This is a genomic window from Geodermatophilus sp. SYSU D01186, assembly GCF_054050215.1.
The window spans coordinates 17301-33192 of record NZ_JBJGYW010000045.1 but is presented as its reverse complement, the minus strand read 5'-3'; the positions used below and the strand labels follow the sequence as shown (position 1 = coordinate 33192).

General features: G+C 75.1%; 17 protein-coding genes. 9 read left to right on the top strand and 8 right to left on the bottom strand.

Annotated elements, in window-relative coordinates; genetic code table 11:
• Positions 1-22 precede the first annotated feature (22 nt).
• Complete coding sequence (locus ACI784_RS23085) at positions 23-424, top strand: homocysteine S-methyltransferase family protein (protein WP_457015070.1); 402 nt, start codon at positions 23-25, stop codon at positions 422-424.
• Between the two features lie 46 nt (positions 425-470).
• Here the strand turns inward: ACI784_RS23085 and ACI784_RS23080 are convergent, their stop codons facing one another.
• Positions 471-1328, bottom strand: coding sequence for an SDR family oxidoreductase (locus tag ACI784_RS23080; protein WP_456925082.1), 858 nt, complete (start codon positions 1326-1328; stop codon positions 471-473).
• Between the two features lie 131 nt (positions 1329-1459).
• Here ACI784_RS23080 and ACI784_RS23075 point away from each other — a divergent pair, with 131 nt between their 5' ends.
• The 3 genes from ACI784_RS23075 (at position 1460) to ACI784_RS23065 (ending at position 5810) form a co-directional block, all read left to right on the top strand.
• On the top strand, positions 1460-4006 hold the full coding sequence (locus tag ACI784_RS23075; protein WP_457015069.1) for a DEAD/DEAH box helicase: 2547 nt from the start codon (positions 1460-1462) through the stop codon (positions 4004-4006).
• 200 nt (positions 4007-4206) lie between these two features.
• Positions 4207-4986 carry a sulfite exporter TauE/SafE family protein gene (locus ACI784_RS23070; protein WP_456925084.1) on the top strand — a complete coding sequence of 260 codons (780 nt, stop codon included), beginning with the start codon at positions 4207-4209 and terminating at the stop codon, positions 4984-4986.
• Positions 4987-5042: 56 nt separating this feature from the next.
• Positions 5043-5810 carry a sulfite exporter TauE/SafE family protein gene (locus ACI784_RS23065; protein WP_456925085.1) on the top strand — a complete coding sequence of 256 codons (768 nt, stop codon included), beginning with the start codon at positions 5043-5045 and terminating at the stop codon, positions 5808-5810.
• A gap of 30 nt (positions 5811-5840) precedes the next feature.
• Here the strand turns inward: ACI784_RS23065 and ACI784_RS23060 are convergent, their stop codons facing one another.
• The 6 genes from ACI784_RS23060 to ACI784_RS23035 form a co-directional block, all read right to left on the bottom strand.
• Positions 5841-6512, bottom strand: a complete 672-nt coding sequence (locus ACI784_RS23060) for a hypothetical protein (protein WP_457015068.1) — start codon at positions 6510-6512, stop codon at positions 5841-5843.
• A gap of 68 nt (positions 6513-6580) precedes the next feature.
• Positions 6581-8254: an alpha-amylase family protein gene (locus ACI784_RS23055; protein ID WP_456925087.1), complete on the bottom strand. Its 1674-nt coding sequence runs from the start codon at positions 8252-8254 to the stop codon at positions 6581-6583.
• A 58-nt stretch (positions 8255-8312) separates the two neighbouring features.
• On the bottom strand, positions 8313-8837 hold the full coding sequence (locus ACI784_RS23050) for a GNAT family N-acetyltransferase (protein ID WP_456925088.1): 525 nt from the start codon (positions 8835-8837) through the stop codon (positions 8313-8315).
• Positions 8838-8866: 29 nt separating this feature from the next.
• Entirely contained in the window at positions 8867-9037 is a 171-nt protein-coding gene (locus ACI784_RS23045; protein ID WP_456925089.1) for a hypothetical protein, read from the bottom strand.
• Between the two features lie 83 nt (positions 9038-9120).
• Positions 9121-10170, bottom strand: coding sequence for a TIGR03885 family FMN-dependent LLM class oxidoreductase (locus tag ACI784_RS23040; RefSeq protein ID WP_457015067.1), 1050 nt, complete (start codon positions 10168-10170; stop codon positions 9121-9123).
• Positions 10171-10415: 245 nt separating this feature from the next.
• A complete protein-coding gene (locus ACI784_RS23035) occupies positions 10416-10664 on the bottom strand; it encodes a hypothetical protein (protein WP_457015066.1) in 249 nt (82 codons plus the stop codon).
• A gap of 249 nt (positions 10665-10913) precedes the next feature.
• On the opposite strand from ACI784_RS23035, the gene malQ reads away from it, so the two are divergent.
• From malQ to ACI784_RS23010, 5 genes are all read left to right on the top strand, one after another.
• A complete protein-coding gene (malQ, locus tag ACI784_RS23030) occupies positions 10914-12749 on the top strand; it encodes a 4-alpha-glucanotransferase (protein ID WP_457015065.1) in 1836 nt (611 codons plus the stop codon).
• A 48-nt stretch (positions 12750-12797) separates the two neighbouring features.
• Positions 12798-13118 carry a hypothetical protein gene (locus tag ACI784_RS23025; RefSeq protein WP_457015063.1) on the top strand — a complete coding sequence of 107 codons (321 nt, stop codon included), beginning with the start codon at positions 12798-12800 and terminating at the stop codon, positions 13116-13118.
• 71 nt (positions 13119-13189) lie between these two features.
• Positions 13190-13390, top strand: coding sequence for a hypothetical protein (locus tag ACI784_RS23020; protein ID WP_456925094.1), 201 nt, complete (start codon positions 13190-13192; stop codon positions 13388-13390).
• A 217-nt stretch (positions 13391-13607) separates the two neighbouring features.
• Complete coding sequence (locus tag ACI784_RS23015) at positions 13608-14030, top strand: hypothetical protein (RefSeq protein WP_457015062.1); 423 nt, start codon at positions 13608-13610, stop codon at positions 14028-14030.
• Between the two features lie 12 nt (positions 14031-14042).
• A complete protein-coding gene (locus ACI784_RS23010; RefSeq protein WP_457015061.1) occupies positions 14043-14837 on the top strand; it encodes a DUF998 domain-containing protein in 795 nt (264 codons plus the stop codon).
• Positions 14838-14847: 10 nt separating this feature from the next.
• Here ACI784_RS23010 and ACI784_RS23005 read toward each other — a convergent pair whose 3' ends face one another.
• Positions 14848-15858, bottom strand: coding sequence for an Acg family FMN-binding oxidoreductase (locus ACI784_RS23005; RefSeq protein WP_457015060.1), 1011 nt, complete (start codon positions 15856-15858; stop codon positions 14848-14850).
• Positions 15859-15892 lie beyond the last annotated feature (34 nt).

Here is a 15892-nt window from a genome sequence, read left to right as displayed (position 1 = left end):
ACTGTCCGCCGTGACCAGCAGCATGATCACCGAACGGGTGCGGGCGCAGGTGGGCGGCCTGGCCGCCAGCGGGCTCGACGCGCCCACCTTCGCGCAGTCGGCGCTCGAGGTGCTGTCCCGGGCGGTGGGGGGGGGGGGGGGGGGGGGGGGGGGGGGGCGCGCCCCGCCCCCCCCCCCCCCCCCCCCCCCCCCCCCCCCCGCCGTCGGGCCCTCCCTCGCCGCCGCCGCGGCAGCCGGCACGCCGCTGGTCGCCTACCCCAACAGCGGCGAGGGGTGGGACGCGGCGGCCCGGCGCTGGACCGGGTCGCCCGGCGTCCCTGCCGGCGACGTGCCGGGCTGGCTGGACGCCGGCGCCCGGCTGGTCGGCGGCTGCTGCCGGGTGACCCCCGCCGACGTCGCCCGCATCGCCGCCGCGGTGCGCTGAGCGGAGTCGCTCGAGCGCGATCCCCGCGCTCGAGCGACTCCGGTGCTCACAGGATCGGCTTGCCCCCGGTGACCGCCACGCGGGCACCCGAGACGTACGAGGCCTCGTCGCTGGCCAGCAGCACGTAGACCGGTGCGAGCTCGGCGGGCTGGCCGGGCCGGCCGATCGGCACCTGCTGGCCGAAGCTCTCCACCTTCTCCTCGTCCATGGTGGCCGGGATCAGCGGCGTCCAGATCGGGCCGGGCGCGACGCTGTTGGCCCGGATCCCCTTGTCCGCGTACATCTGCGCCAGCGACGCGGTGAAGTTGGCGATGCCGGCCTTGGTCATCGCGTAGGCGATCAGGTGCGGGCTCGGGTTGTCGGAGTTGACCGACGAGGAGTTGATGATCGACGCGCCCGGCTGCATGTGCGGGATGGCGTCCTTGCACAGGGTGAACATCGCCGAGAGGTTGAGCGCGACGGTGTGGTCCCACTCGTCGTCGGAGATCTCCTCCAGCGTCGGGTGGCTCATCTGGAACGCGGCGTTGTTCACCAGGACGTCGATCCTCCCGAACGCCTCGACGGCCTGGGGGATGATCGTCTTGGCGTGCGCCCGGTCGGCGAGGTCGCCGGGCACGAGCACGCACCTGCGGCCGGCCTCCTCGACGTACTTCTTGGTGTCCTCGGCGTCCTCGTGCTCGTTCAGGTAGGAGATCAGGACGTCGGCCCCCTCGCGGGCGAAGGCGATCGCGACCGCGCGGCCGATGCCGCTGTCCCCGCCGGTGATGACCGCCGCCTTGCCGGTGAGCCGGCCGGAGCCGCGGTAGCTCTCCTCCCCGTGGTCGGGCTTGGGCTGCATCTCCCCCAGCGTGCCGGGGACGTCCTGCTGCTGGGCGGGCTGGGACTCGGGGCGGGGTGAAGACACGTCGTCGTCCTCCTGGTTCGCGGGCGGGTCTGGTGCCGCCTACCCCCGCCGTCGGCTACGGAACCGGACGGCCCGCCGGGAAGGGCCGTGCCGCGGGAAGGGAAGGCGCGTCAGGCACGCTGTCCCCCACGATGACCGCGACCGCCCCTCCCCTCCTCGACGACCCCAGCGACCTCGCCGCCCTCCGTGCGCGCGGCGCCGACCCCGACGAGCTGTTCACCTCCTTCGCCGCGTGGGCGGAGGGGAACGGCACCGTGCTGTACCCGGCGCAGGAGGAGGCGCTGATCGAGCTGGTCAGCGGCGCCAACGTCGTGCTCGCGACGCCGACCGGCTCGGGCAAGTCGCTGGTGGCCACCGGTGCGCAGTACGCGGCGCTGGCCGCGGGACGGCGGAGCTGGTACACCGCGCCGATCAAGGCGCTGGTCAGTGAGAAGTTCTTCGCGCTGTGCGGGGTCTTCGGCGCGGAGAACGTCGGCATGCTGACCGGTGACGCGGCGGTCAACCGGGACGCCCCGATCATCGCCTGCACCGCCGAGGTGCTGGCCAACATCGCGCTGCGCGAGGGTGCGGACGCCGACGTCGGCCTCGTGGTCATGGACGAGTTCCACTTCTACGGCGACCCGGACCGCGGCTGGGCCTGGCAGGTGCCGCTGCTGGAGCTGCCGAAGGCGCAGTTCCTGCTGATGAGCGCCACCCTCGGCGACACCACCTGGCTGCGCGAGGACCTCACCCGACGCACCGGCCGGCCCACCGCCCTGGTCGCCAACGCCGAGCGCCCGGTGCCGCTGCACCACTACTACGCGACGACCCCGATGCACGAAACGATCCAGGAGCTGCTGGACACCCGGCAGGCGCCGGTCTACGTCGTCCACTTCACCCAGGCCTCCGCGCTGGAGCGGGCGCAGGCGCTGATGAGCGTCAACGTGTGCAGCAAGGAGGAGAAGGCCGCGATCGCCGAGATGATCGGCGGCTTCCGCTTCACCTCCTCCTTCGGGACGACGCTGTCGCGGCTGGTCCGCCACGGCATCGGCGTCCACCACGCGGGGATGCTGCCCAAGTACCGGCGGCTGGTGGAGCAGCTGGCCCAGGCCGGGCTGCTCAAGGTCATCTGCGGCACCGACACCCTCGGCGTGGGCATCAACGTGCCGATCCGCACCGTGGTGTTCTCCGCGCTGTCCAAGTACGACGGCACCCGCACGCGGCTGCTCAACGCCCGCGAGTTCCACCAGATCGCCGGCCGGGCGGGGCGGGCCGGCTACGACACCGCCGGCACCGTCGTCGTCCAGGCGCCCGAGCACGAGGTGGAGAACCTCAAGCAGTTCGCCAAGGTCGCCGACGACCCGAAGAAGCGCCGCAAGCTGGTGCGCCGCAAGGCACCCGAGGGCATGGTGCCGTGGTCCGAGGCGACCATGAACCGGCTGGTCGCGGCCGATCCCGAGCCGCTGACCAGCAACATGCGGGTGTCGACGGCGATGGTGCTCGACGTCGTCGACCGCCCCGGCGATCCGTTCGTCGCGATGCGCCGGCTGCTCACCGAGAACCACGAGCCCCGCAAGCGGCAGCTGCGGCACATCCGCGAGGCGATCGGCATCGCCCGCTCGCTGCTGCAGGCCGGCGTGCTGGAGCGGCTGCCGGAGCCCGAGCCCGACGGCCGGCGCTACGGCCTGACCGTCGACCTGCCCCCGGACTTCGCGCTCAACCAGCCGCTGTCGACCTTCGCGCTGGCCGCGATCGAGCTGCTCGACCCGGCGAGCGACACCTACGCGCTCGACGTCGTGAGCGTCATCGAGGCCACCCTCGACGACCCCCGGCAGGTCCTCGCCGCACAGCTGAACAAGGCCAAGGGCGAGGCGGTGGCCCAGATGAAGGCCGAGGGCGTGGAGTACGAGGAGCGGATGGAGCTGCTCGAGGGCATCACGTACCCGAAGCCGCTGGAGGAGCTGCTCGGGCACGCCTTCGAGGTCTACGTGCGCAGCAACCCGTGGGCGGCCGACGCGCACCTGTCGCCGAAGGCCGTCGTCCGCGAGATGTGGGAGCGGGCCTTCACCTTCCGGGAGTTCGTCAACACCTACGGGCTCACCCGGTCCGAGGGCGCGGTGCTGCGGTACCTGTCCGACGCGTTCAAGGCGCTGCGCTCCGGCGTCCCGACGGCGGCGCGCACGGAGGAGGTCACCGACCTCGTCGAGTGGCTGGGCGAGCTGGTCCGGCAGGTCGACTCCTCGCTGCTGGACGAGTGGGAGCAGCTCACCTCGCCCGACCAGCCGCTGGACGAGCCGGTCGCCGTCCCGGCCCGGCCGCGGCCGCTCACCGGCAACGAGCGGGCGTTCACCGCGATGGTCCGCAACGCGCTGTTCCGCCGGGTGGAGCTGTGGGCCCGCCGCCGCTGGTACGACCTCGGCGAGCTCGACCGCGGCTCCGGGTGGGACGCCGACCGCTGGGGCGAGGTCGTGCAGGCCTACTTCGCCGAGCACGACGAGGTGAACACCGGCGCCGACGCCCGCGGTCCCGCCCTCCTGGTCTGGGACAAGAGCGAGCCCGGGGTGTGGCGGGTGCGGCAGATCGTCGACGACCCCGCGGGCGACCACGACTGGGGCATCGACGTGGCGGTCGATCTCGACGCCTCCGACGAGGAGGGCCACGTCGTCCTCCGCGTGGTGGACGCCGGCCGCAAGGACTGAGTTCCTGCGGTCCTCCCCCGTCGCCCGTCGATCTCCCCCCGCTGTCGATCATGGGGTTGTTGCAGGCGACACGGGCGGACACGCCCCGAGCAGCGGCAGCAACACCATGACCGACGCGGGTGGGGGCGGAGCGGCCGCATGAGCGGGGTCACACCCCCGCCGGCGGCGCCCCGGCCGCTGCGCGTGCCACGCTCGACGCGATGACCGGGTGGGAGATGGTCGCGGTGGCCGCGGCGGGGATGGCCGCCGGGAGCATCAACGCCGTCGTCGGCTCGGGCACGCTGGTCACCTTCCCGGTGCTGCTGGCCGTCGGCCTGCCGCCGGTCACCGCGACGGTCAGCAACTCCCTCGGCCTGGTGCCGGGCAACCTGACCGGCTCGATCGGCTACCGGCGCGAGCTCGCCGGCCAGCGCGGCCTCCTGATGCGGCTGCTGCCCGCCTCGGTGCTGGGCGCGCTGACCGGTGCGTTCCTGCTGCTGCACCTGCCGGCGGCGGCGTTCGAGGCGGTGGTGCCGGTCCTGGTCGGGCTGGCCGTCGTGCTGGTCGCCGTCCAGCCGCTGGTGCAGCGGGCCCTGGCCCGCCGCCGCGCCGAGGACGCCGGCCCGCAGCGGATCGGCCGCGGCCGGCTGACCGCCCTCTTCGCCGGCGCCTACGCCACCGGCAGCTACGGCGGCTACTTCGCGGCCAGCCAGGGCGTGCTGCAGATCGGCGTCTTCGGCCTGCTGCTGCACGAGCCGCTGCAGCGGCTCAACGCGATCAAGAACGTGCTGACGCTGGCGGTCAACGCCGTCGCCGCGGGGGCCTACGTCGTGGTCGCCACCGACCGCGTCGACTGGACGGCGGCCGCCCTGGTCGCCGGCGGCTCCCTCCTCGGCGGCTGGACCGGCGCGCGCTTCGGCCGGCGGCTGCCCGCCCCCGTGCTGCGGACGGCGATCGTCGCGCTGGGCTGCGTGGCCATCGCGGTGCTGCTGACCCGGTGAGCTGAACCGCCCGGGATGGCAGGCAAGCTGACGGACGTGACGGGAGCAGGCGAGCGGTGACCGTGCCGGAGTTCGGGTTCCTCGTCCTGGCCGGCATCGGCGCCGGGCTGACCGGCAGCATCGCGGGCCTCGCCTCCCTGATCAGCTACCCGGCGCTGCTGGCCACCGGCATCGCGCCGGTCACGGCCAACGTCACCAACACCGTCTCGCTGGTGCTCAACAGCGTGGGCGCGGTCAGCGCCTCCCGCCCGGAGCTGCGGGGCCAGGGACGGCGGCTGCTGCGGCTGGGGACCGGCGCGGTGCTCGGCGGCGTCGCGGGGGCCGCGCTGCTGCTGCTGACCCCCTCGGAGGCGTTCGAGGCGATCGTGCCGTGGCTGATCGGCGGGGCCTCGATCGCCATGCTGCTGCAGCGGCCGCCGCGGGAGCTCGCCGAGGAGGGCGCCCGGGCCCACCCGACCCACCGCGACCCGTGGTGGCTGCCGCTGGGCACGTTCGCGGTGGGCGTCTACGGCGGCTACTTCGGCGCCGCGGCCGGGGTGATGATGCTGGCGATGTTCCTGCTCACCACGGGCGAGGGGCTCCCGATCGGGAACGCGCTGAAGAACGTGGTACTCGGCATGGCCAACGCGGTGGCCGCCGTCGGCTTCGTCCTGCTCACCGACGTCGCCTGGTCGGCGGCGCTGCCCCTGGCGATCGGGCTGTTCCTCGGCGGCCGGATCGGGCCGCGCGTGGTCCGCCGCGCCCCGCAGACCGCGCTGCGCCGCATCATCGCCGTCGCGGGGATCGGACTGGCGGTCCACCTGGCGGTGCAGGCCTACACGTGAGCGGCGGTCCGCTCAGGTGGTCGCCGCTGCTCAGGCGACGTAGGCGGCGAGGAACAGCACGAACGCGCTGGACAGCAGGAGCAGCCGGGCCGGGGTGAGGCCGTTGATGAGGTTCGCGGTGGCCTCCACCCAGGCCGGCCGGATGCCCGCCTCGCGCGCACCCCGGCGGACCAGCCGCACCTCGTCGGCCAGCAGCGCACCGGCCGCGCCGAGCATCGTCAGCCCGACGGTGAGGAACACCAGCGCCAGCCGCTCGCTGAACGCCTCGGCCACCCCACCGAGCAGGAGCGAGACGACGATGCCCGCGACCAGGCCGAGGAGGGCACCGGCCACCGGCGCCCACGGGCCCATCCGGGTCAGGGTCCCGGGCCGGCGGGGACCGATCCGCGGCCGCCCCGTCACCGGCGTCGTCGGCTGGTGCCCCTCGGCCGCCGGGGCACCAGCCGGGGCGGGCGCCGGAGCCGGGACGGGCGGCTCCGGCGCCGGGGGCTGCACCGGGGCCGGCGGCTGCGTCGACGGGGGCACGGCGGTGGCGCCCGCGGCGGTCGCGCCCTCGAGACCCGGGAACGGCACCGGCGGCGGACCGGTCTCGATCGGCCCGGTGACCGTCGGGTCGGGCGGGGTCGGCTCTCCGGAGGGGACGGCGCCGGACACGGGCAGCTCGGCGGTCGGCGGGGTCGGGGTGCGGGGTGCCTCGGTCATCGGTGCCACGCTAGGCGGCCCGGGCGACACCGCGGTGTCGACACGTCGACGTGTCGACGCATCGATCCTCACACCAGCCGGCGGCTACCGGGAGCGACCACCCGCAGCCAGCGGTACCCGTAACCGCCGAGCGCCAGCTCCACCCCGCCCTTGTCGTCCACCTGTTCCTCACCGGGCTGGAGCAGGTCCACCAGCCGGTGCCCCGAGCCGCACTCCGGCAGGGAGAGCGGCACCGTGCGGGGCTCGGGTCCGAGGTTGTGGACGGCGACCAGAGTGCCGTCGTCCCAGCTGCACAGGTGGGCCAGCACCTCGGGGTGCGGCTGCTCGAGCACGTCGTAGGTCCCCCAGCCGAGCTCCGGGGACTCCCGGTAGCGCCGGATGAGCAGCTTCATGAACGACAGCAGCGAGTCCGGGTCGTGCCGCTGGTCGGCGACGTTGACGAACTCCGGGGCGAACCCGCCGTCGACCACGGGGCCGGGCAGCAGGGTGGGGTCCTCGACGGTCGAGAACCCGCCGTTGCGGCCCGACGTCCACTGCATCGGCGTCCGGACGGCGAGGCGGCCCTCGGCGTCGAGGTCCTCCCCCATGCCGATCTCCTCCCCGTAGAACAGCACCGGGGTGCCGGGCAGGGAGAACAGCAGGCTGTAGACCATGCGGACCCGCCGCGGGTCGCCGTCCAGCATCGGCGGCAGCCGGCGCCGCAGCCCCCGGCCGTAGACCTGCATCCGCTCCTCGGGGCCGAACGCGGCGAAGACCTCCTGCCGCTCGTCGTCGGAGAGCTTGTCGAGGGTGAGCTCGTCGTGGTTGCGGACGAAGGTGGCCCACTGGCTGTCCGGGCTCACCGCGGGGCGCTCGGAGAGCGCGCGGCTGACCGGGCCGGCATCGGCGCGGGCCAGCGACAGGTACAGCGCCTGCATCCCGACGAAGTCGAACAGCATGGTCAGCTCGTCGCCGTCGGCACCGCCGAAGAACTCGACCTGCTGCTCGTGCGGCAGGTTGACCTCGCCGAGCAGGATCCCGTCGCCGGTGCGGCGGCCGAGCAACGAGCGCAGCGCCCGCAGGTACTGGTGCGGGTCGGGCAGCTCCCCGGCGTCCTCCGGCTGCACCTCGAGGAAGAACGGGACGGCGTCGACGCGGAACCCGGACAGGCCCAGCTGCAGCCAGAAGCCCATGATCTTGGCGACCTCGTCGCGCACCCGGGGGTCGGCCACGTTCAGGTCGGGCTGCTCCTTGTAGAAGCGGTGCTGGTACCACTCCCCGGTCGGCTCGTTGTAGGTCCAGGTGCTCTGCTCCTGGTCGGGGAAGACCACCTGGTCGGAGGTGTCCGGCGGCTCGTCGTCGCGCCAGACGTAGAAGTCGTGGTACGGGTCGTCCCGGCTCTGCCGGGCGCGCTGGAACCACGGGTGCTGGACCGAGGTGTGGTTGACCACGAGGTCGACGATCACCCGCATGCCGCGGTCGTTCGCCGTCCGCACCACCTCGACCAGGTCACCGTGGGTGCCCAGTCGCGGGTCGACGCCGTAGAAGTCGGTGATGTCGTAGCCGTCGTCGCGCTCGGCGGTCGGGTAGAAGGGCATCAGCCACAGGCAGGTGACGCCGAGGTCGGCGAGGTGGTCGATGCGCTGGGCGAGGCCGGCGAAGTCGCCGCAGCCGTCGCCGTTCCAGTCCAGGTAGGTCTCGACGTCCAGGCAGTAGACGACGGCGGTCTTCCACCAGAGATCGCTGGTGTCGGTGATCCGCATGGCGGCGTCCTCTCGTCGGGGGCTGCCGTCGTCCCTACCGCACTCCGGCGCGCCGCGCTCAGTCCGCCGGCTCGTTGAGCAGCTGGAACAGCAGGTGGTCCTGCCAGCGCCCGGCGATGCGCAGGTACCGCGGCGCGAAGCCGATCCGCTCGAACCGGTTGCGCCGCAGCACCCGCTGCGAGGCGGAGTTGTGCACGAGGGTGCCGGCCTGCAGCCGGTGCAGGCCGGCCTCGCCGAAGGCCAGCCCGACCATGGCGGCCACCGCGGCGGTGGCCACGCCGCGACCGGTGACGTGCTCGCTGACCCAGTAGCCGAGGTCTCCGGACAGGAACGAGCCACGGACGACGTTGTTGACGTTGACCCGCCCGGCCGGCTCGCCGTCGACGAGCACCACACCGGGCAGGACGGCGCCCTGCCGGTACCGCTCGAGGGTGCGGCGGGCCTCGGCGCGCTGGACGTCCTCGGTGAAGTACTCGTCGGGGCGCTGCGGGTCCCACGGCGCGAGGAACTCCCGGTTGGCGACCAGCAGCCGGGTCAGCGCCGGGACGTCGTCCTCGGTGAGCGCGCGCACGGTGACGTCCACGCCCTCGCACCCTAGGGGACCGGCCGGGGTCACTCGCCCAGCTTCTCCAGCAGGACGGCCACGCGCACCCGGGCCTCGGCGAGTCCCGGCCGGCCGGTGCGGGCGTGCCGATCGAGCAGCTCCCGGGCCCGGCGCAGCTCCACGGCCGGCATCGGCTCCCGCGCGTTGACCCGCCGGATGAGGTCGTCCACGTCGGTCATCTCGTCCCCGTCCCGTGTCGTCGGACGCGGCCGAACGGCGACCGCACCCGGACTTCGCCGGGCGGGGGTCCGGTGGATGCGGGTCAGGCGATCCCGGCGGGGTGCGGCGTCTGTTCGGGGCGGCGCGGGCCGGCCGGTCCGGGCGGGTCGATCGCGACGGCGGGCCCCGGCGCCGTGACGTCGAGCCGCGGCAGCACCTTCTCGCCGAACGCGTCGAGGAAGGCGATCTGGTCGCCGCCGACCTGGTGGAGGTAGACGTCGTCGAAGCCGAGCTCCACGTACTCGGCGATCCAGGCCGCGTGCTGGCCCAGGTCGGCGGAGACGCGGACGGCGCCGGTGACCGCCTCCGGGGTCACGTGCGCGCTGGCGTGCTCGAACGCCTCCGGGCTGTCGAGGTCCCAGCACAGCGGCGGGGGGAAGACGTTGCTGCGCCACTGGTCGTGGGCCACGGCGAGGGCCCGGTCGGGGTCGGGGTCCCAGCTGACGTGCACCTGCAGGACCAGCTTGCCCCGGCCGCCGGCGTCCCGGTACGCGGCGATCATGTCCCGGAGCTTGTCGTGCGGCTGGTTGATGGTGACCAGGCCGTCGGCCCAGTCGGCGCCGCGCCGGGCGGTCTCGACGCTGACCGCGGGGGCGATGAGGGCCGGCTGCTGCTCGGGGAGGGTGTAGACGCGGGCGCGGTCGACGGTGACCAGCCCGTCGTGGCTGACCTCCTCGCCGGCCAGGAGGGCGCGGATGACGTCGACGCACTCGCGCAGCCGGGCGTCGCGCAGTTCCTTGCGCGGCCACTTGTCGCCGGTGACGTGCTCGTTCATCGCCTCGCCGCTGCCGAGCGCGACCCAGAACCGGCCGGGGAACATCGCGCCGAGGGTGGCGATCGCCTGGGCGATGACCACCGGGTGGTAGCGCTGGCCGGGGGCGTTGACCGCACCGAAGGGCAGGCCCGTGGTGGCCAGCGCGGCACCCAGCCAGGACCACGCGAACCCGGAGTGCCCCTGCCGCGGGTTCCAGGGGGTCAGGTGGTCGGAGCACATGGCCGCGGTGAAGCCCACCTGCTCCGCGTGCCGGACGGCGGTCAGCAGCGCCGCGGGGTGGACCTGCTCGTGCGAGTTGTGGAAGCCGATCACCGTCATGGGCCTCCCCTACCCCGGGCGCCCCGGCATCCGAACGCGCTGGCTGCACGCGTGCGGTGACGCCGCCGCCGTCCAGCAGGCCCGGCGGGACAGCGACTCCTGACTCCGGACCCGGCTGACCCCCGACTCTCGGATCGAGAGTGGAGTCGTCGCCGCCGACACGCGGCGACACGCCGCTGCGGGCGACACGACCCCATGATCGACTGGCGGCAGGCGGCGGCCGGCACCCCAGAGCCCCGGCCGCGTCAGGCGGGAGCGGTGGTCCCCGGCTCGTCGGCGGTCGGGGTGGTGGCCCCGCCGAGCAGCAGCAACTCGGCGTCGGTACGCCCGAGGGGTGCGGCGAACAGGTGACCCTGCGCGAGCCCCACGTGCCCGTCGCGCAGGTGGGTGCGCCGGCGCTCCTGCTCGATGCCCTCGGCGACGATCTCCAGGTCCAGGGCGTGGCCCAGGGCGACCAGTCCGCCCAGGGTGCGCACGAGGTCCAGCCGGGCCACCGCCGCGGCGTCGTGGAGCCGGTAGCCGCCCGCCGACCGGGCCGGCGGGTCGACCAGCCCCTCGTCGGACCAGAAGGCGCACCGTCCGCACGGGGACGCCGAGCCGGTCCGCGAGCTGCCCGATCGTGAGCGCGCCGTCGTCCACGGCCCCGACCCTGCACCCTCCAGCGGCTGGGAGGTCGAGACGAGAGACCGGCACCACTCGCGTCGTGCCGTGTGGACGGAGCGCGGCGTGGGGAGTATCGAGGCGTGACGCGCACCCCGACCACCGACGAGTGGGGCATCGACGCCGGCTGGCTCGACGCCCTCGACGAGGAACACCACGTCGCCGAGGCCACCATCGAGCGGTTGCGGGAGGTGATCGGGACGCCCCCGGCCGACCTCGAGGACCGCGCGCCGATCGTGGCCCGGCCCGGGGACGCCCTCGAGGTCGACGAGGCCGAGGTGACCTGCGAGGACGGCTCCGTCCGGCACGTGGACGGCGAACTGCCCGAGGACTTCCCGCTCGGCTACCACTGGCTGCAGGCGCCGGGTGGCCACCGCCGGCGACTGATCGTCTCCCCCGGCCGCTGCTGGTTGCCCGAGGAGCGCGCCTGGGGCTGGGCGGTGCAGCTCTACGCCACCCGCAGCCGCGACAGCTGGGGCATCGGCGACCTCGGCGACCTGCGCGCCGTCCGCGAGATGGCCGCCGGTCAGGGCGCGGGCTTCGTCCTCATCAACCCGCTGCACGCCGTCGCCCCGACGCCGGGCCAGGAGTCCAGCCCCTACCTGCCGGCCACCCGGCGCTTCCGCAACCCCGTCTACCTGCGGGTGCCGGAGGTACCCGGCGCGGGCGCCGTCGACCTCGAGGTGGACGCCGGCCGGGCGCTCTCCGACGGCGACCTGATCGACCGCGACGCGATCTGGGCCCGCAAGCGCGAGGTGCTGCGGCGGGTGTTCGACGCCACCGGCCGCGACGACCCCGCCTTCCCCGACTGGTGGTGGCACCAGGGCCAGCCGCTGCAGGACTGGGCCACCTGGTGCGCCCTCGCCGACGTGCACGGCCCCGACTGGCACACCTGGGCCGAGGAGCTGCGCGACCCGCGCAGCGAGGCCGTCGGCCGGTTCGTCGCCGAGCACGAGCGCGACGTCGCCTTCCACGCCTGGCTGCAGTGGTGCCTGCACCTGCAGCTGGAACGCGCGACCGAGGGCATGACCGTCATCCAGGACCTCCCGATCGGCGTCGCCGGCGGCGGGGCCGACGCCTGGACCTGGCAGGACGTGCTGGCCGACGGCGCCTCCGTGGGCGCGCCCCCGGACGCGTTCAACTCCCAGGGCCAGGACTGGGGCTCACCGCCACTGATCCCGTGGCGGCTGCGCGCCGCGGACTACGAGCCGTTCATCCAGTCGATCCGCGCCACGATGGCCGGTGCCGGCGGGCTGCGCATCGACCACGTCATGGGCCTGTTCCGGCTGTGGTGGGTGCCCCGGGGCGAGAGCCCGGCCGACGGCGCCTACGTCCGCTACCCCGCCGAGGACCTGCTCGACATCGTCGCCCTGGAGAGCGCCCGGGCGCAGGCGGTCGTCGTCGGCGAGGACCTCGGCACCGTCGAGGACGGCGTCCGCGAGGCGATGGCCGAGCACGGCATCCTCAGCTACCGGCTGCTGTGGTTCGAGGAGGACGACCCGGCGCAGTGGCCGGTCGAGGCGATGGCCGCGATCACCACCCACGACCTGCCCACCGTGGCCGGGTTGTGGAGCGGCGCCGACGTCGAGGAGCAGCGCGAGCACGGCACGGGCAGCGACGAGGAGCTCGAGGAGGGCCGGCGGTCGCTGCTGGCGAAGCTGTCCGGCGTCCGGAAGAACGCCCGGCCGGAGACGGCGGTCAAGCGGGCGCACGAGCGGCTGGCGGAGGCGCCGTCCCTGCTGCTGTCCGCGACGCTGGACGACGCCGTCGCCGAGCGGCGCCGGCCCAACATGCCGGGCACCACCGACCGGCCCAACTGGTCGCTGCCGCTGCCGGTGACCGTCGAGGACCTCCCCGCCCACCCCCTCGTCGCGGCCGTGGCCGAGACGCTGGCGAAGGGCGTGGCGGACAGCGCCTGAGACCGTGTCGGTCGAACGCGTGTTCGATCGACGTGCCAGACTCTCCCCATGGCCGGCGGCATGCACCCAGGGCGCTCGGGTCGCCGCTCCCTCGGGGAGCGGGCGGCGGAGTCCGGGGTCGCTGCCGCCGCGTCCCCGTCCGAGCTGCCGCGCCCGGCGACCGACAGCGGTCGCCGGGCGGACGGCCGCGGCCGGCACTGCTGGGTGCACGACCCGCCGGGTGCACCCGGCGTGTGGCCCGGGCTGCTCGTCGAGTGGCGGCAGGACGACGGCGGCTGGCTCGGCCGGGTGACCTACGCCCTCGCCGGTCCGCACGGTCCGGTGCTGGTCGAGGCGTGGGTGCCCGCGGCCCGGCTGGAGCAGCGCTGATCACGGTTGGGGCGGCGGCGGGCTGGCTATGGCCTCCGGGAACCGACATGCCCGACGAAGCGGAGCCCCTCGTGAGCGAGCCCGACCGACCCGACCTCGACGACGTCATGGAGACCACCGAGTCCGCACCGCGCGACCGGTCCCAGCACGCCGGCGGCTACGACCGGCCCAACGACGACGCCCTCCAGCACCGCACCGAGCAGGAGCGGCAGATGGTCGACTCCGACGACGCCGACCCGGCCGGCGCCGACCAGCACTCGGCGACTGATTGATCTGCGGTCCTCCGGACCGCCCCGCGGCACTCCCCTCTGCGGTCCTCCGGACCGCACCGCGGCCACGTGCCGTCCCGGCCGCCACTGAGCCGCTGCCCGTGTCCCCGGCGGGGAGCCTCCGGCCCCCGCGCCGGGTCCACCCGGCCCGATGCCGTCCCCCGGTGGCTGCCGAACGGCACCGCGGCCCCGTCGCTCGAGGCGTGAGGGGTCGTTGCCCGTGGCCCGGCTGACGACGGGGGACGTCGCGTGCTGGGTGCTGAAGTCCACCCGGCCGCCGGCGGCCATCGACCCCGGCTGGCCCGTGGGCGCGGCGCGTGAGCTGACCCGCTGCGTGCGCCGCTCCTACCGGCTGGACCTGGTGCGCCCCGGCCAGCCGTGCCTGCTGTGGGTGAGCGGCCGCACCGACCCCGGCGTCCACGCCCTGGGCGAAGTCACCGGCGAGCCCGAGGACCGCGCCGACGGGCCGGTCGTCGACGTCCGGCTCACCCGGCTGGTCCGGCCCGTGCCCCGCGCCGAGTTGCTCGGCGACCCCGACGTCCGGAGCGCCGAGGTGCTGCGCATGCCCGCCGGCAGCAACCCCTCCTGGCTGTCGGCGTCCGCGTTCGCCGCCGTCCTCGCCCGGCTGCCGGACCGGGGCTGAGCGGCTGGGACCATGGCGTCCGTGACTCCCACCCGGTACCGCTGGGGCGCGCTCGCCTGGTTGCTGACCCTGCAGTTCTTCGTCGTCGAGACGGTCGTGCAGCTGCAGGCCGACGGCTACTCCCGCGCCGACGACCTGATCAGCGAGCTCGGCGCGGCCACCTCGCCCGCGCACACGCTGATGAACGCCTCGTTCATCGCCCAGGGCGTGCTGATCGCCGCCGGGGTCCTGCTGCTGCGCCCCGCGCTGGCCGGCGCCGCGGGCCGGATCGCGGCCGCCCTGCTCGCCGCGGCCGCCGTCGGCGTGGTGCTCGTCGGGCTGTTCCCGATGGACGGGCAGCAGTCCCTGCACGAGGCCGGGGCCGGGCTCCACCTGGTCGGTGGTGGGCTGGGGTTGATCGCGCTCGCCTACGCCGTGCGGCGGCGGTCCGAGGCGCTCGGCACGACGCTGGCCGTGCTCGGGCTCGTCGGCACGGCGGCCACCGTCTTCTTCGTCGCCGGGATCACCCGTCACCTCGGCGAGGGCGGCACCGAGCGGGCCGCGGCCTACGTGCTGCCGGTCGGCCTGGCGCTGGCCGGGGCCGGCCTGTGGCGGCTGCGGGACCGCCCCGCCGAGTCCGACCGGCCCACCCGCCGGGAGCTGCGGGAGCAGGAGCGGGCGGCGCGCGCCCAGCAGGCCCGGGAACGGGACGCCGCCCTGGAGGCCGCCACCGCCCGCTCGGCGCCCGCCGGTGCCACCCCCGAGGGCCAGCAGGCCGACGACGACCACGACCCCGAGGACCCCTGGGCCACCACCCGCCGCGGCTGAACCGGCCCGGTCAGCCGGCCGGCGAGAAGCGCAGCACGTCGGCGACCGGTCGCCGGCCCGAGTGCGGCGCCTCCCCCGTCGACGGGTAACCCATGCGCAGCAGCATCTGCGGGTGCCCCACCAGCGACAGCCGCGCCCGCATGCGGGTGCGCGTCGCCGGCCAGTCCAGCGCCTGGGTGAGCGGCGAGGCGGCCAGCCCGTCCGCGGTCGCCCGCAGCAGCAGCCGCCCCAGCGCCTGACCGGCCAGCAGCCACGCCGTCCGGTCGTCGTTGTCGGTGCCCAGCAGCACGACCGTCGGCCGCTCCACCGCCGGCGGCGGCGCGCCGGCGTCCCCCTCGGGCAGGAAGGCGCCGTGCGCGCCGCGGCTGCCGACGACGAAGTCCCGGATCAGCCAGTTCGACGGCCGGGTCGCGGGGTCCTCGCTCGGGACCGCCTCGACGGGGACGCCGTCCACCGCGGCCGGGTCGGTCCGCAGCCAGCGCTCCAGCTCCGCGACGTACTCCGGGTCGCTGCGCTCCATCTCCTCCGCCCGGGAGATGAGGAAGACGGTCGCGACCTCCTCCTCCGACTCGGTGATGGGCTTGACCCACACCCCGAGCCGTCCGATGTCGGCCTGCAGCCGGTCGACCAGCTCGTCCGGCACGGCGCGGGCCGCGAAGGGCGCCCGCTCGGTGTGCCGCCGGCCGATCGCCTCGGCGAGGGAGCGGTCCTCGGCGGTCACCTCGCGCGCAGCCCCCGCCCGCACGGTGGCCAGGTGGTCGGGGTCGGCGGGGTCGGGCAGCAGGTCGACGGCGGCCTCGACGCCGGCGGACCGCAGCGCCACCGCGGCGAACTCGGCCGCGACCCCGCAGCTGATCACCTGCTGGCGGCCGGTGGGGTCGAGCACCGGCAGCGCCCGGTCGCGGTCCAGGTGCAGCTCGAGCCGGTCCGGTGTCGCGGTGAACCGCCAGGGCTGCGTGTTGTGGATCGACGGCGCCCGGATGGCGGCGCCCACCACCGCGGTCCAGTCCTGCTCGTCCATCTGCGCACCTCCGGCCGGCTCCGGCGCCCCGGGC

What these genes read in the sequence shown, in the direction of transcription:
- ACI784_RS23085 (WP_457015070.1), top strand. Translation starts at nt 23, where the DNA reads ATGATCACCGAACGGGTGCGGGCGCAGGTGGGCGGCCTGGCCGCCAGC.
- ACI784_RS23075 (WP_457015069.1), top strand. Translation starts at nt 1,460, where the DNA reads ATGACCGCGACCGCCCCTCCCCTCCTCGACGACCCCAGCGACCTCGCC.
- ACI784_RS23070 (WP_456925084.1), top strand. Translation starts at nt 4,207, where the DNA reads ATGACCGGGTGGGAGATGGTCGCGGTGGCCGCGGCGGGGATGGCCGCC.
- ACI784_RS23060 (WP_457015068.1), bottom strand. Translation starts at nt 6,512, where the DNA reads ATGACCGAGGCACCCCGCACCCCGACCCCGCCGACCGCCGAGCTGCCC.
- ACI784_RS23055 (WP_456925087.1), bottom strand. Translation starts at nt 8,254, where the DNA reads ATGCGGATCACCGACACCAGCGATCTCTGGTGGAAGACCGCCGTCGTC.
- ACI784_RS23045 (WP_456925089.1), bottom strand. Translation starts at nt 9,037, where the DNA reads ATGACCGACGTGGACGACCTCATCCGGCGGGTCAACGCGCGGGAGCCG.
- ACI784_RS23040 (WP_457015067.1), bottom strand. Translation starts at nt 10,170, where the DNA reads ATGACGGTGATCGGCTTCCACAACTCGCACGAGCAGGTCCACCCCGCG.
- ACI784_RS23025 (WP_457015063.1), top strand. Translation starts at nt 12,798, where the DNA reads ATGGCCGGCGGCATGCACCCAGGGCGCTCGGGTCGCCGCTCCCTCGGG.
- ACI784_RS23010 (WP_457015061.1), top strand. Translation starts at nt 14,043, where the DNA reads ATGGCGTCCGTGACTCCCACCCGGTACCGCTGGGGCGCGCTCGCCTGG.
- ACI784_RS23005 (WP_457015060.1), bottom strand. Translation starts at nt 15,858, where the DNA reads ATGGACGAGCAGGACTGGACCGCGGTGGTGGGCGCCGCCATCCGGGCG.